The sequence below is a fragment of the Gilliamella sp. B3023 genome, from assembly GCF_026536845.1.
Classification (GTDB): Bacteria; Pseudomonadota; Gammaproteobacteria; order Enterobacterales; family Orbaceae; genus Gilliamella; species Gilliamella apicola_E.
In genome coordinates this window covers 17,012-32,651 of the sequence record NZ_JAFNNH010000013.1, presented here as the reverse complement: position 1 = coordinate 32,651, position 15,640 = coordinate 17,012, and the positions used below count along the sequence as shown (strand labels likewise).

Below are 15,640 nucleotides of genomic sequence, written 5' to 3'. Positions count from 1 at the left end.
GCCATTAAGCGTGCAATTAGATATTATTCTTCCTCTTATTATTTACCTTATATTTGTATTTGCGTTATCAATTTACGCTTATATAAAAAGAAAGAAAGTAAACCAATTTACTGACTATTTTATTGGTAATCGCACCATGGGCGGTTTTTTACTGGCGATGACCTTGGCTGCAACTTATATTAGTGCTAGTTCATTCATCGGTGGGCCAGGGGCTGCTTATAAATATGGACTTGGCTGGGTGCTTTTATCAATGATCCAAGTCCCTACTGTATTACTTTCACTGGGCATTTTAGGTAAAAAGTTTGCTATTTTAGCCCGTAAATACAATGCAATAACGCTTAGTGATATGCTCTATTCTCATTATAAAAGTAAAATGATTGTATGGTTTGCAAGTATCGCTTTAATTACTGCTTTTGTTGGTGCGATGACAGTACAATTTGTAGGAGGAGCCCGTTTATTAGAATCATCTGTCGGTATTCCTTATGACAATGGATTAATTATTTTTGGATTCGGCACAGTAATATATACGGCTTTTGGTGGTTTTAGAGCCAGCATTTTAAATGATGCTTTCCAAGGCTTAGTTATGATAATCGGTGCCATTTTACTTTTAGTCGCAATTATTTACGCTGGTGGTGGGATTACAAATATTATTGACCGTTTATATACAATCGATCCGGCTTTATTAACACCACAAGGACCAAATAATTTTATGGACTTCCCTTTTATGGCTTCTTTTTGGGTTTTAGTCTGCTTTGGTGTTGTTGGTTTACCACATACTGCTGTTCGTTGCATGGCCTATAAAGATAGTAAAGCGGTACACCAAGGTATTATTATTGGTACTATAGTTGTAACAATCATCATGTTAACTATGCATTTATCTGGAGCACTCGGTCGTGCGATAGTGAGTGATTTAACGATTCCGGATCAAATTGTACCCACATTAATTATAAAAGTTATGCCTCCTTTGGCTGCAGGAATCTTTTTGGCTGCACCACTTTCAGCTATAATGTCCACAATTAATGCCCAACTACTACAAGTATCATCGGTTATTATTAAAGATCTATTCCTAACGATAAGACCAAATACCAAATTTAGTGATAAAATGCTAACTCGATTATCAGTTACCATTACCTATTTCTTTGGTGGATTATTGATATTAGCCGCATGGAAACCACCCGAAATGATCATCTGGCTTAATTTACTAGCATTTGGTGGGCTTGAAGCAGTATTTTTATGGCCATTAGTACTCGGATTATACTGGAAAAAAGCGAATGCAACAGGGGCACTTTGCTCAATGTTAGCTGGTGCAATAAGCTATACTCTTCTCGCTGTTTATAACATTAAGATTTATGCTTTCCATCCAATCATACCATCGTTACTGATCGGATTAGTTGTATTTATTATCGCCAACCTATTTGGCCAAACAGGAAAAAACTATGCCTTGGATTCAACTCAGAATTAACACTACTAATGAATTAGCTGAACAAATCAGCGAGCAACTAGAAGAATCAGGTGCTGTATCAGTCACTTTTCAAGACACTTATGATAACCCTGTTTTTGAACCGTTACCTGGTGAAACGAAACTTTGGGGAAACACCGACGTAGTTGGACTTTATGATGCTCAAATAGATATTGATGAATTAAAAGCGATACTAAATCTAGACCAATATTCCTATAAAATAGAACAGCTAGAAGATAAAGATTGGGAAAGAGAGTGGATGGATAACTTTCATCCAATGCAGTTTGGTAAAAGATTATGGATATGCCCTAGCTGGCGAGACATTCCTGATCCTAATGCAGTCAACGTAATGTTAGATCCTGGTCTAGCATTTGGAACGGGGACCCACCCGACAACAGCATTATGTTTAACTTGGTTAGATAGTCTAGATCTAAACAACAAGATTGTGATTGATTATGGTTGCGGTTCAGGCATTTTAGCAATTGCTGCATTAAAATTAGGCGCTAAGCGAGTCATTGGAGTAGATATTGATCCTCAAGCGATCCAAGCAAGTCGTGACAATGCTGAGCGAAATAATGTTAGTGAAAAAATTGAACTATATTTAGCAAAAGATCTTCCAAATAATTTACAAGCAGATGTTGTTGTCGCAAACATATTAGCTGGCCCTTTAAAAGAACTTGAACCACAGATCAATAACCTTGTAAAAACTAATGGAAAACTAGGATTATCAGGTATTTTAGCCACTCAATCTCAAAGTGTATATGAAGCATATCAGACTCATTTTGAACTTGATCCTATTATTGAACAAGAAGAGTGGTGCCGAATTACTGGTAAAAAAAAGTAAAAATGTGACATTACCCCCTTTTAACTTAGAGGAAAAATGCGTAATATAGCCGACCTTAATTTGCTTAGCATTGGCAAGGTCACATTAAAAAACAATTTAATTGCGGCCCCTATGGCAGGAATAAGCGATAAACCATTTAGAAATTTATGTCATCGCTTTGGTGCAGGAATGACTATTTCTGAAATGTTTTTAGCTAATTCAGATGTATGGCATACTGACAAATCAGCATTAAGAATGATTTCAACTGATGATGTTGGTATACGTGCAGTCCAAATTGTTGGCTCAGATCCAGATGAAATGGCTAGAGCTGCTGAATTTAATGTCAAACATGGTGCTCAATTAATTGATATTAATATGGGATGCCCTGCTAAAAAAGTAAATAAAAAATTAGCTGGTTCTGCATTAATGCAGCATCCAGATTTAATAAAAAATATTTTGCAAAAAGTTGTTGGCTCAGTTGATGTGCCAGTAACACTAAAAACTCGGACTGGATGGGATAAAAATAATAGAAATTGCATTGAAATCGCACAAATTGCGCAGGATTGTGGCATAAAGGCTATTACTATTCATGGGCGAAGTCGTGCATGCTTATTCAATGGAGAAGTCGAATATGACTCCATAAAAGCAGTGAAAGAAAAGGTAACGATTCCGGTAATTGCAAATGGTGATATTTGTACACCAGAACAAGCAAAAGATGTTTTCAAATATACGCAAGCTGATGGTATAATGATCGGCCGAGCGGCACAGGGGCGACCTTGGATATTTGAAGAAATTGCATTCTATTTAGCACACGGACAGTTAAAAAAAAATAAAACAATTGATGAAGTCGAACAAATTGTGTTAACACACCTTGAAGATCTTTATCAATTTTATGGAGAATACAAAGGATTAAGGATTGCCAGAAAGCATGTAAATTGGTATACCAAGAGTTATGCTGATAGTGATCAATTCAGGCGCTTATTTAGTGTACTTAGCAATACAAGTGAGCAAGTAAAAACACTAAAAGCATTTTTTAGTCAAATTAGAAACAAATAAAAGAGTTAAAAATACTATGTCAGAACAACGCGTTACAGCTGCAGCACTTAAATTTACAACTGTAAACTCTCAAGACCAAATAACACAAAAGCCTTTACGAGATTCGGTAAAACAAGCTTTAAAAAACTATTTATCACAATTAAATGGTGAAGATCCTACTGATCTATACGAATTAGTGTTAGCTGAAGTTGAACACCCATTCCTTGATATGGTTATGCAATATACTCGTGGCAATCAAACTCGAGCAGCAAATATGCTTGGTATCAACCGTGGTACTTTACGCAAAAAATTAAAACAATATGGAATGAGTTAGTAAAAATTTTAAACCATATTATATTTAACAAATTAAAAGCGCTGCTTGATAGGGCGCTTTTTTTATTTTTTACTAACTAAAAATTTATTCAAGCCTAAGAGCACTAAACAAGTGTTGCACAAAGCTTATAGAGCGATTTTTTAATTATTAATACAATTTAACGTTATATACCTATAAGTACTATTCTTTTCAAACTTTCAGCAATAAATAAGACCAATGTTGTATACCCACATACTCAACTTTGATTGAAATGACTCTAATAAAAACTTTATTATTAACAGCAGAAAAGGAATAAAGAGATTGATAATGAACTTTAGCTAAAAGTTTGTTAAAATAGCTCGATTTTTAAATTATTTAATCTGGAGAATTTTATGGCAGGTCATAGTAAATGGGCCAATACCAAACATCGCAAAGCAGCTCAAGATGCTAAGCGCGGTAAAATCTTTACCAAAATTATTCGCGAACTTGTAACAGCAGCAAAACTTGGTGGTGGCGATCCAGCGTCTAACCCTCGTCTACGAGCTGCTATGGACAAAGCATTATCTAACAACATGACTCGAGACACTATGAACAGAGCAATTGCTCGTGGTGTTGGTGGTGAAGATGATACTAATATGGAAACTATCATCTATGAAGGTTATGGACCAGCAGGTACGGCAGTAATGGTAGAATGCTTAAGTGATAATCGTAACCGCACGGTATCAGAAGTTCGTCATGCTTTTACTAAAACGGGTGGAAACCTAGGTACTGATGGTTCTGTATCTTACTTATTCACCAAAAAAGGCGTTATCTCATATCCAACTGGAACTGACGAAGATCAAGTCATGGATGCTGCGCTTGAAGCTGGTGCTGATGATGTTGTGACATATGACGATGGTGCTATTGATGTATTTACAACACCTGAATCATTCGGTGAAGTTAAAGATGCACTAGATGCAGCAGGCTTAGTCGCTGAATCAGCTGAAGTTTCAATGATTCCAGCCACTAAAGTTGATTTGGATATAGAGTCTGCTCCAAAACTACTACGTCTTATTGACATGCTTGAAGATTGTGATGATGTTCAAGAAGTTTATCATAACGGAGAAGTGTCAGACGAAGTTGCAGCAGCGCTCTAATGACTATCATTCTGGGGATTGACCCAGGTTCTCGTTTGACGGGTTACGGTGTAATTCGCCAAACGGGACGACAACTAACCTATCTTGGCAGTGGTTGTATCCGTACTGCAGTTGATGACTTACCAACGCGTTTAAAACGTGTCTACGCCGGAGTAAGCGAAATCATCCTCCAATTTCAACCAGACATGTTTGCTATTGAACAAGTGTTTATGGCTCATAATGCCGATTCCGCACTAAAATTAGGTCAAGCACGAGGTTCTGCCATTGTTGCAGCGGTTAATAATGATTTACCCGTTTTTGAATATGCTGCACGATTAGTTAAGCAAAGCGTAGTTGGAACAGGAGCAGCGGATAAAAAGCAAGTACAGCACATGGTTAAGTTATTACTTAAACTACCTGCAAGCCCTCAAGCAGATGCCGCTGATGCGCTCGCAATCGCGATTACCCACGCGCATATGACCCAACACTTAGTTAAATCACATCGATAAAGTCTAATATTTAAAAAAATCACCTCAATATCTGGTTTATATCACTCAAAAACCCCGTTCCTCAACGCAAAATTTAACTGAATACAAACTCAATTATCGTTTAAAAGATTAATTCCCAAAAGCACATAAAAAAAGCACCAAGATTATTGGTGCTTTTTAAATCTAACCTATTGGTTATTTATTTTCAGTGTTGCCTGTAAAGTTAGTTGGCAATACGACTTTATTCTTATGTTTAGTAAATACTTTAGTTACAAATAAGAAGAATAGCGGAACATAGAATATCGCCAAGAATGTTGCTGTCAACATACCACCGATTACCCCTGTACCTACCGCATTCTGGCTTACAGAACCAGCACCACTACTTGTTGCTAATGGATACACACCAAGAATGAAAGCAAACGAAGTCATTAAGATTGGACGTAAACGTAGACGACAAGCTTCTAACGTTGCATCGATTAATGATTTACCTTCTTTTTCGAGTGCATCTTTAGCAAATTCCACAATCAAAATAGCATTCTTAGCCGATAAGCCCATCGTAGTCAAAAGTCCAACAATAAAGTAAATATCGTTATCAAGACCTCTAAACATCGTCGCATATACGGTACCGATAATACCTAATGGGATCACAAATAGGATCGAAATAGGTACTGTCCAGCTTTCATATAGAGCGGCTAACGACAAGAACACCACAATGATTGAAATATAATAAAGTGTTGTAGTTTGAGAGCCTGTTTGACGTTCTTGATAAGAAATATCTGTCCAGTCAAACGAGAAGCCCTTAGGTAAGTTTTTAGATAATTCTTCCATAGTCGCCATAGCCTGACCAGAACTCAACCCAGGGGCTGCCGAACCACTAATACCCATTGCCGCTACACCATCATAACGAACAAGTGATGGTGAACCATAACTTTTTGTTGTGGTTGCAAAAGCATCATAAGGTACCATTTCACCTTTTTGATTTTTCACATGCCAGAAACTAAAATCATCAGGAAGCATTCGATAAGCCGCATCAGATTGTAAATAAACCTTTTTAACACGGTTATTATAAACAAAGTCATCAATATAAGCTGAACCTAATGCAGTTGAAAGCACGGTATTAACACTACTTACCGCAACACCAAGCGCTTGAGCCGTTTCGAAATCCACATTAATTTTATATTGTGGAACATCTAACATACTACCAGGACGAACTTGTTGTAACTTAGGATTTTGAGAAGCTTGTCTCAATAATTGGAAAAATGCGCCCATCAATGCATCATGTCCAAGGCCAGAGGTATCTTTTAACATATATGAGAAACCATTAGCCATACCAAGTGACGGCACTGCTGGTACATTGGTAATAATGACACGACCTTCAGTTATTGTTGAAGCAAATCCCCAACCACTACCAACTAAAGCATCAACTTTTTGGTCTGGACGAGTACGCTCATCCCAATCTTTTAATCGAATAAAGCCAAGCCCCATATTTTGACCACGACCAACCATACTAAAACCAGCAACAGTAAAGATTTCCTTCACTGAGTCAGCCTTTTTCTCCATATAGAAATTAGAGGTTTTATTCAACACACCCATGGTTTGTTCTAATGTAGAACCGGGTGGTAATTCGACCATGACAATTAATACACCCTGATCTTCATTTGGTAAAAAGCCAGTTGGTAAGCGATTAAAGCCAAATATTAAAGCAACAACAATTAACGCATAGCAAATAAATGAAACGAGAGGATATCGAATAAATTTAATTACACCTTTTTCATAGGCATGTAAACTTTTGTTATATACATTATTAAATTTATTGAAGAACCATTTAGTACCAATTGAAAACCAGCTAAATGGAGGCATACTTCCTAATTTTTCACCAATCGTAGCTTTCTTAATTTTGCTTTTTGACGGCGCTTTTAAAATTTGAGCACAAAGTGCTGGTGTTAACACAATTGCCATCACCACTGATAATGACATTGACGTTACAATAGTGATTGAAAATTGACGATAAATCCCCCCTGCTGCACCACCATAAAATGCCATTGGTACGAATACTGCTGAAAGTACCACAGCAATACCAACTAAAGCAGAAGTAATTTGTTCCATCGATTTAACGGTTGCATCATAAGGCGAAAGCCCTTCATCATGCATAATACGTTCAACGTTCTCAATAACCACAATGGCATCATCGACCAGAAGACCGATGGCCAGTACCATAGCAAACATGGATAACGTATTAATGGTAAATCCACAGATATATAGAACCGCAAACGTACCTAACAATACTACCGGTACAGTGATGGTTGGAATAAGTGTAGAACGCAGATTTTGTAAAAACACATACATAACGATAACAACCAAAATGATTGCTTCGATTAAGGTATGTACTACGTTGTTGATCGATAATTTAACAAATGGTGTTGTATCATAAGGATACGCAAATTTAATATCCTCAGGGAAAATATGAGACAACTCTTCAATTTTTTTGTCAACTTTCTCAGATGTATCAAGTTGGTTAGCACCTGTTGCTAAATAAATACCTAAACCGGCTGATGGTTTACCATCATAACGAGAAAGGAAATTATAATCAGCTGCACCAATTTCAACTTTTGCTACATCTTTTAATAAAACATTTGAGCCATCTGTATTAACACGAAGTAAAATATTTTGAAATTGCTCTGGTGTTTTTAAACGTGATTGAGCAGTAATGGTGGCATTAAGTTCTTGCCCTTCAGTGGCTGGTAAAGCACCTAATTGCCCTGCAGTAACCTGAGCATTTTGCGCTTGGATAGCACTAATAATTTCTTCAATCGACAGATTAAAATAATTAAGTTTATTTGGATCTAACCAAATACGCATTGCATATTCAGAACCAAATAACTGTGTATCACCTACCCCTTGTACACGACGAATCTGATCTTGTACAGTTGAATAAATAAAGTCAGCTATATCTGCTTGTGTTTTTTGAGGATTGGTTGAGTAGAAGCCGATAACTTTTAAGAAGTTGGTGTTATTTTTAGCAACCGAAACCCCATTTTTTTGAACACTTTCTGGTAAACGAGATTTAATACTTTCTACTTTATTTAATACCTGTACCTGCGCAAAATCAGGGCTAGTACCTGGTGCAAAAGTTAACGTAGTTTGTACCACACCTTGAGCACTACTGGTTGATTTCATATAAATCAAATTATCCAAACCAGTTAAGTTTTGCTCAATTAACTGCGTAACTGTATTTTCAATTGTTTGTGCATCAGCACCTGGATAAACCGCTGAAACCGTAACAGCAGGTGGTGCAATATCAGGATACTGTTCAACAGCAAGTAACTTAATACACAAAGCACCGCCCAGCATCATCATGATAGCAATTACCCATGCAAAAACAGGTCTATCAATAAAAAACTTAGCCATAATTAAATCTACCTTATTTCACACTGTTTTTGATGAGACTATCTAACTGCTCTTGAGTCAGTTCAGCAGGCTTACCAACTGCAACCGCTTTCATAGCTGTTCCTGTTTCAACCCCAGTTAAATTAAGTAGGCCTGTTGTAATAACTTCTTCACCGATGTTAATTCCACTAGTTACCACCCAATAACCACCTATACCGGTATAAATTTTAATATCTTGGCGATATTCAACTGCACCATCTGATTTTAAAATCTTAGCTGTATATTGGCCTTTTTGGTTACTAGTAATACCTTGTTGAGGCACTAACACTGCATTTTTAATTGTACCTAATGTCATTTGTGGTTTAACAAACATACCTGGTAAAATTTTACCTTCACTATTTGAAAATTGTGAACGCAACGTAACAGTACCTGTAGTCTCATTAACTGTCATATCTGAAAATTTAATGCTACCTGATAATGCGTATTTAGAACCATCATTAAAGAACAGATCAACGTTATTGCCTTTAGCGGGTTCATAAACAATATTTTCATCTTGAAGATATTTATTATAGCGAGTCGCCGCTTCAGTCATATCAACATAAATTGGATCAAGTTGTTGAACTAGTGCAAGTGGAGCAGCTTGTCCAGCAGAAACTAGCGCACCTTCAGTCACACTTGATTTACCAATATAACCATCAATTGGCGAATAAACTTTAGTATAATCTAAATTAACTTTAGCAGCGTGTTCTGCTGCTTGAGCAACTAAAACACTTGCTTCAGCTTGTTTAGCATCAGCAGCAGCTTTATCATATTCTTGTTGGCTGATGGATTTAGTATTTAATAGCCCTGCATAACGTTTTAAAGTAAGTTGCGCAATATTAGCATTAGCTTTTGCACTTTCTACACTTGCCACCGCACTATCATAATTAGCTTGATAAATAGCGGGATCGATTTGATAAAGTGATTGCCCAGCTTTAACATTCGAACTTTCTTCAAATTCACGATTTAACACAATTCCACTAACTTGTGGGCGAATTTCAGCTATTTGCGATGCAACAACTCGTCCAGGTAAACTAATTTTAAGGGTATAATCTAAAGGTTGGACTTTAAAAACAGTTACCTTGGGTAATTGGCCATTAGCTGATTGGGATTGATTATTATCACAACCAGTTAATAACAATAGACCAGATAATGCCAGCGTAAGTAATAGCTTATTAAATCTCATATAAAAAAGACCTCGGTAACTTAATAATTATTTTTTAATAAAAAACAATGAAATCATTCAAAAGTGATCGGTGATTTTACAAAAAATATGCATTGATTGTAAGTATCTTAACACCTTAATAGCACAGAGTTCTAAAAATTTACTAAATTTAACCATAACGAAACAATAATAATAAAAAAATTAGGATTGATATTATGATTATTTGGAGAAATAAAGTAATATATGCGAATTGATTTTTAGTGCTGTAATAAGTGAGTATGGATTTAGCTTACGAATAAAAAGTAAAAAAATTTAATTGTGGTATTTTTTAATCCTTTTTTTTCAATTATATTATTGAATAATTTAAATCTATATTTAATTTAATTCTGAGATGGGTATTATGGATAATTTACGTACTGTTCTAATTGTTATTGCGTCCTTAGTCATTATTGCATTATTGATTCATGGGCTCTGGATCAATAAAAAAGAACGTTCTTCTTTATTTAAGTCAGGCAAAAAAGATAAATTCACACCAAATACTCAACAATTTGAAGACATCTACGGCGAAGAAGACGATGTAATATTACTCACGCCTAAAAATAAACAGGATGAAAGTAATAACCCAGTTGAGTCAGTAGTAGTTGAAGAAGAGAACGTTAAAGAAAACGTGAAAGAAGAGGAAGAACATTTACCTCTTCAAGAAGATCTATTTTCAAATAATAATGACGAAGAAATTGACGATAAGGCTGATAACGAGCCTACAATCAACTTTCAACAAGAAATTTTTGCTGAAGAACCTGAAACACCAAAGGTTAAAGAAGTCCAAAAAACGGCTCAATCAGTATCTGAAGAACAAAGCAATCAAAAACTAGATGTGGGTGAAGACAACCAAACTGAAATTATTGTCTTAAACGTAACCGGTATAAATGGCAAATCATTACAAGGTGATGTACTGTTAGCTAGCATAATGCAATCAGGATTCCAATTTGGTGATATGCAAATTTTCCATCGCCATGTTGACCCTGCCGGCAATGGCCCAATTTTATTTAGTTTAGCTAACATGATTAGCCCAGGTTATTTAGATCCTGAAACCATGCACGAATTTACCACACCGGGTGTATCAATATTTATGGTTGCGCCAACTCATGGTAACAATCAACAAAACTTCAAACTTATGTTACAAACTGCGCAACGTATCGCTGACGACGTCAATGGTGTAGTACTTGATGATGAACATCACATGATGACACCACAAAAGATTGATAGTTATAAAGAACGCATTAAAAAAGCTTGTAACGAAATTTAATCATAAGAACTCTTTTTTTAAAACTATTCCACTAATGAAAATTGGTGGAATAGTTAGTTTATGTTGGTTTACAAACTATATTTATCAACACCTATTGTACTAAATTTAGTTACGTACTATTTTATTGCTAATTCTCAAACTTTTATTTTAATTTAAGAGTTAAAAATCATGCCAAATATAACTGAAAATTCAGTAAATGATTCTGAATCTCTACACGAGGTAACAGAACAGATAACTGCTTTACGCAATCTGATAAGACATCATGAATATTGTTATTATGTGCTTGATGCACCAGAAATTCCCGACGTAGAATATGATAAATTAATAAAACAACTCCAAAATCTAGAACACAATCACCCTGAACTCATCACATCCGACTCACCAACACAACGTGTAGGAGGCACACCTCTGTCACAATTTGACTCGGTAAAACATGAACTACCGATGCTATCACTTGATAATGTATTTGATGAATTAAGTTTTAACGCCTTTAATAAAAGGGTAAAAGATCGCTTACATCTCACTAGTAGCCAATCAGTTGAATACTGCTGTGAGTTAAAACTTGACGGGTTAGCGGTAAGTTTATTATACGAAAATGGACGATTCGTTCGAGCAGCAACGCGTGGCGATGGCACTACTGGTGAAGATATAACTTCAAATGTAAAAACCATAAGAACTATTCCACTGGTATTAAAAGGTGAAAACATACCTACTCGATTAGAGGTACGTGGCGAAGTCTTTATGACACACAAAGGTTTTGCCAAATTAAATGCAGATGCGGAAAAACGCAAGGAAAGAACATTTGCAAATCCTCGGAATGCCGCCGCAGGTTCATTAAGGCAATTAGATCCTAAAATCACCGCCAAAAGACCGCTCTCTTTTTTCTGTTATGGTGTTGGCATTAATGAGGGCGCAACTCTACCTGATAACCACTATGACCGTCTAATGCAATTTAAAGCTTGGGGTTTACCAGTGAGCGACAAAGTCCAGATTCGCCAAGGTGTCCAAGAAGCACTTGCCTACTTTCATGAAATTGGTGAGGAAAGAATGTCACTTGATTTTGATATTGACGGTGTAGTTATCAAAGTCAACAGTATTGCACAACAACAAGAGCTTGGTTTTGTTGCTCGTGCACCTCGTTGGGCCACAGCATTCAAATTTCCAGCGCAAGAAGAAGTAACACAACTTAAAAAAGTCGACTTCCAAGTTGGTCGTACCGGTGCCATAACACCAGTAGCAAGACTAGAGCCGGTATCGGTAGCAGGGGTTATCGTCAGTAATGCAACACTCCACAACAGTGATGAAATTGAACGTTTAGGTATTCGAGAAGGTGATTATGTCACTGTACGCCGTGCAGGTGATGTGATTCCACAAATTGTTTCAGTCATCCAAGATCGGCGACCAGCTGGCACCAAAGAAATCATCTTCCCAACCCACTGCCCTATTTGTGGCTCCCTTATTGTTCGCGATGAAGGTGAAGCAATCTCTCGTTGTGCAGGTGGATTGATTTGCCCAGCACAGCGCAAAGAAGCCCTAAAACACTTCGTATCTCGCCGGGCAATGAACGTTGATGGACTCGGGGATAGAATAATCGAACAATTAGTAGACAAAGATTATGTCAAAACACCGGCTGATCTTTACAAGCTAACCTTACCAATTTTATGTTCATTAGACAAAGTCGGGCAAAAATTAGCCAACAACCTAATTAACGCATTAAATCAATCTAAAGACACGACCTTAAATCGATTTATATTCGCCCTCGGCATACCAAATGTTGGTGAAGTCACAGCTGAAAATTTAGTTAACCAATTTGGTAACTTAACGGCGATCGAAAACGCTTCATTAGAGCAACTACAAACTGTAAGTGATGTTGGTGAAGTAATCGCTGAAAGTATTATCGACTTTTTTCAAGAACCCCATAATCGTGATGTCATTGACCAACTAACCAGTCCGGAAATCGGTATACATTGGCCTGATGTCGAAGTAGAACCATTAACAATTGACTCACCATTCTCGGGCAAAACCATTGTATTAACCGGAACATTATCACAATTAACCCGTGACGAAGCAAAAGACAAACTAAAAAAACTCGGTGCTAAAGTTACTGGTAGTGTTTCTAAAAAAACCGACTTAGTGATTGCGGGTGAATCAGCAGGTTCAAAGCTTACTAAAGCAGAAGAGCTAGGAATAAAAGTCATTGATGAACAAGAAATGTTAGATTTATTAAATCAATGAATAAAAAAGGTGGAATAAATCGAGCTAATTAATCAAAATAGCTTGATTATAAACTAAGGAGAACATTATGCCTTTATTAGACAGTTTTAAAGTCGATCATACTAAAATGAAAGCACCTTTTGTGCGAATAGCTAAAACCATGGCAACCCCTAAAGGTGATGACATAACTGTATTTGATCTTCGCTTTACCATTCCTAATAAAGCACTATTACCTGAAAAAGGGATTCATACATTAGAACACCTATTTGCTGGCTTTATGCGCGACCATTTAAACAGTGATAATGTCGAAATTATAGATATATCCCCAATGGGATGCCGTACTGGTTTTTATATGAGCTTAATTGGTAAACCTAACGAATCGTTGGTAGTTGATGCTTGGTTAAAATCCATGCATGATGTGCTAAATGTAAAATCACAATCAGAAATTCCAGAATTAAACGAATATCAATGTGGAACCTACACAATGCACTCATTAGAGGAAGCAAAAGCGATTGCTGAAAAAATCATACAATCCGGTATTGGTATTTGCCATAATCAAGACATCGCATTAACTGATGCACAACTTGCCACAATTAATCATTAGGAGATATTTATGCCGAATGTCGTTATCGACTTCTTAGAAGGACGCACCATCGAACAAAAACGTGAAATGGCTAAACGAGTAACAAATGCAATTGTCGAAACACTCAACTGCAAACCTGAAGCAGTACAAATTATCATGCACGAAATCTCTAAAGACCAAATTGCCAACGGTGGAGTGCTTCGTTGCGATAAAGATTAATTAAACGATTAATCGCCCCAAAAAATCAACCTCAATATTAAATATTGAGGTTAAACAATTTAAAATATTAAAAACTAATGACGATGTAAATGCAACAAATGCCCTAACTTATTGGCTTTGGTTGCTAAATAATGCTCATTATTCGGGTTCTCCCCTACTTCTAAAGGAACGCGCTCGGTAACCTGAATTCCTGCTTGTTCAAGCACTTTAATCTTTTCAGGGTTATTCGTTAACAGACGAATTTTTGACACCCCTAACAGCGTCAACATATCGGCACATAAAGTAAAATCACGCTCATCTGCCGCAAACCCTAATTGCTCATTTGCTTCAACCGTGTCTAAACCTTGATCTTGAAGGGCATAGGCTCTGATCTTATTTAATAACCCAATATTACGCCCTTCTTGGCGATGATAAATTAAAATCCCTTTACCTTCTTTAGCGATTTGTTTTAACGCGGCTTCTAACTGAAAACCACAATCACAACGCAAACTAAATAACGCATCACCGGTTAAACACTCTGAATGAACACGCGTCAAAATTGACGTTTCATCATTGATATCACCAAACACTAATGCCACATGATCCTTACCTGTTGCAATCTCTTCAAAACCAACAATGGTAAAACATCCCCATGGCGTTGGCAGTTTGGCTTGTGCAACATGTTTTAATTGCATTATTATCTCCAAATTTAGTAAACACATAGATAAGATTTTTTAAAAACAAATCGTTCTTCCATGTTAAAATAAATCAAATTTTATGCTTAATTGAGTTTTTAAATGGGGTTAGTAATAAAAAAAACAATAGCGGCATTAGTCTTATTTCTAATTATACCGTTATCTGTAATAGTCGTAAATTGGCATTGGCAACCGTCAGCACTTAATAATTCATCTGAATATTTTTTTTGGATAACCGAAACAGCAAGTTATCCCTGGGCAATAATCACATCAGGACTATTTTTTCTACTGTTCTGTCTACTATTGGCCAATAAAAAAAATATCTTAGTAATATTGTTAATTTTAGTCAGCGCAATGTTAGGTGGACAAATCATTAAAAGTTTAATCAAACAACAAACAGCTGAATCAAGACCATATGTTCTATGGTTAGCTAAAGAGTATCATTTTAGCGACAAACAATTTTATTCCCAAACAAGAGCTGAACGAAAAGCCAACATAGAACAGCTACTGACTAATACAACTACAATACCATCTTGGTTGTCAAAACATTGGCAACAAGAAACAGGCTATGCTTTTCCATCTGGACATACATTATTTGCAGCAACATGGGCTTTTTTAGCAATAACATTACTTAGTTTTAGACGACATTTTATAATTGTGACCGCCATCGTAGTCTGGTCAACACTGATTGAAACAAGTCGGCTATTATTGGGTATGCATTCGGCTTATGACCTTATATTAGGCGTTGTTCTTGCTTGGTTAATTGCATTAATAAGCTGTTTTTATGCTAGAAAATGGAATATAGTAGTCAGATGATTTT

At 36.3% G+C, this 15,640-nt stretch carries 14 protein-coding genes; 11 read left to right on the top strand and 3 right to left on the bottom strand.

Annotated features, from left to right (window positions below; genetic code table 11):
* Positions 1–10 precede the first annotated feature (10 nt).
* The 6 genes from panF (at position 11) to ruvC (ending at position 5,254) form a co-directional block, all read left to right on the top strand.
* Positions 11–1,462, top strand: coding sequence for a sodium/pantothenate symporter (panF, locus tag J3U16_RS08605; RefSeq protein ID WP_065563415.1), 1,452 nt, complete (start codon positions 11–13; stop codon positions 1,460–1,462).
* The gene (gene prmA / locus J3U16_RS08600; RefSeq protein ID WP_267330665.1) at positions 1,437–2,303 is read left to right on the top strand and encodes a 50S ribosomal protein L11 methyltransferase; all 867 of its coding nucleotides are present in this window, start codon (positions 1,437–1,439) and stop codon (positions 2,301–2,303) included. Before panF ends, prmA begins: the two co-directional genes overlap by 26 nt.
* A 36-nt stretch (positions 2,304–2,339) precedes the next feature.
* Positions 2,340–3,338, top strand: coding sequence for a tRNA dihydrouridine synthase DusB (gene dusB / locus J3U16_RS08595; protein ID WP_065563413.1), 999 nt, complete (start codon positions 2,340–2,342; stop codon positions 3,336–3,338).
* Between the two features lie 16 nt (positions 3,339–3,354).
* Positions 3,355–3,651, top strand: a complete 297-nt coding sequence (fis, locus tag J3U16_RS08590) for a DNA-binding transcriptional regulator Fis (protein WP_034883623.1) — start codon at positions 3,355–3,357, stop codon at positions 3,649–3,651.
* A 371-nt stretch (positions 3,652–4,022) separates the two neighbouring features.
* Entirely contained in the window at positions 4,023–4,766 is a 744-nt protein-coding gene (locus J3U16_RS08585; RefSeq protein ID WP_065563412.1) for a YebC/PmpR family DNA-binding transcriptional regulator, read from the top strand.
* Positions 4,766–5,254, top strand: coding sequence for a crossover junction endodeoxyribonuclease RuvC (gene ruvC / locus J3U16_RS08580; protein WP_065563411.1), 489 nt, complete (start codon positions 4,766–4,768; stop codon positions 5,252–5,254). Before J3U16_RS08585 ends, ruvC begins: the two co-directional genes overlap by 1 nt.
* Before the next feature lie 174 nt (positions 5,255–5,428).
* On the opposite strand, the gene J3U16_RS08575 is transcribed toward ruvC, so the two are convergent.
* Together J3U16_RS08575 and J3U16_RS08570 are read right to left on the bottom strand one after the other, a co-directional pair.
* Positions 5,429–8,641, bottom strand: coding sequence for an efflux RND transporter permease subunit (locus J3U16_RS08575; protein ID WP_267330666.1), 3,213 nt, complete (start codon positions 8,639–8,641; stop codon positions 5,429–5,431).
* A 13-nt stretch (positions 8,642–8,654) separates the two neighbouring features.
* Positions 8,655–9,845, bottom strand: a complete 1,191-nt coding sequence (locus J3U16_RS08570) for an efflux RND transporter periplasmic adaptor subunit (protein ID WP_220225790.1) — start codon at positions 9,843–9,845, stop codon at positions 8,655–8,657.
* Positions 9,846–10,221: 376 nt separating this feature from the next.
* Between J3U16_RS08570 and zipA the strand changes: the two genes are divergently transcribed.
* The 4 genes from zipA (at position 10,222) to J3U16_RS08550 (ending at position 14,146) form a co-directional block, all read left to right on the top strand.
* Positions 10,222–11,130, top strand: coding sequence for a cell division protein ZipA (gene zipA, locus J3U16_RS08565; protein ID WP_416380753.1), 909 nt, complete (start codon positions 10,222–10,224; stop codon positions 11,128–11,130).
* Positions 11,131–11,298: 168 nt separating this feature from the next.
* A complete protein-coding gene (gene ligA / locus J3U16_RS08560) occupies positions 11,299–13,365 on the top strand; it encodes an NAD-dependent DNA ligase LigA (protein WP_267330667.1) in 2,067 nt (688 codons plus the stop codon).
* A gap of 67 nt (positions 13,366–13,432) precedes the next feature.
* Positions 13,433–13,948, top strand: a complete 516-nt coding sequence (luxS, locus tag J3U16_RS08555; protein ID WP_065563407.1) for an S-ribosylhomocysteine lyase — start codon at positions 13,433–13,435, stop codon at positions 13,946–13,948.
* A gap of 9 nt (positions 13,949–13,957) precedes the next feature.
* Positions 13,958–14,146: a 2-hydroxymuconate tautomerase gene (locus J3U16_RS08550; RefSeq protein WP_091347325.1), complete on the top strand. Its 189-nt coding sequence runs from the start codon at positions 13,958–13,960 to the stop codon at positions 14,144–14,146.
* A gap of 74 nt (positions 14,147–14,220) precedes the next feature.
* Here the strand turns inward: J3U16_RS08550 and ribA are convergent, their stop codons facing one another.
* Positions 14,221–14,820, bottom strand: a complete 600-nt coding sequence (ribA, locus tag J3U16_RS08545; RefSeq protein WP_220225787.1) for a GTP cyclohydrolase II — start codon at positions 14,818–14,820, stop codon at positions 14,221–14,223.
* 102 nt (positions 14,821–14,922) lie between these two features.
* On the opposite strand from ribA, the gene J3U16_RS08540 reads away from it, so the two are divergent.
* The gene (locus tag J3U16_RS08540) at positions 14,923–15,636 is read left to right on the top strand and encodes a phosphatase PAP2 family protein (RefSeq protein ID WP_065563405.1); all 714 of its coding nucleotides are present in this window, start codon (positions 14,923–14,925) and stop codon (positions 15,634–15,636) included.
* Positions 15,637–15,640 lie beyond the last annotated feature (4 nt).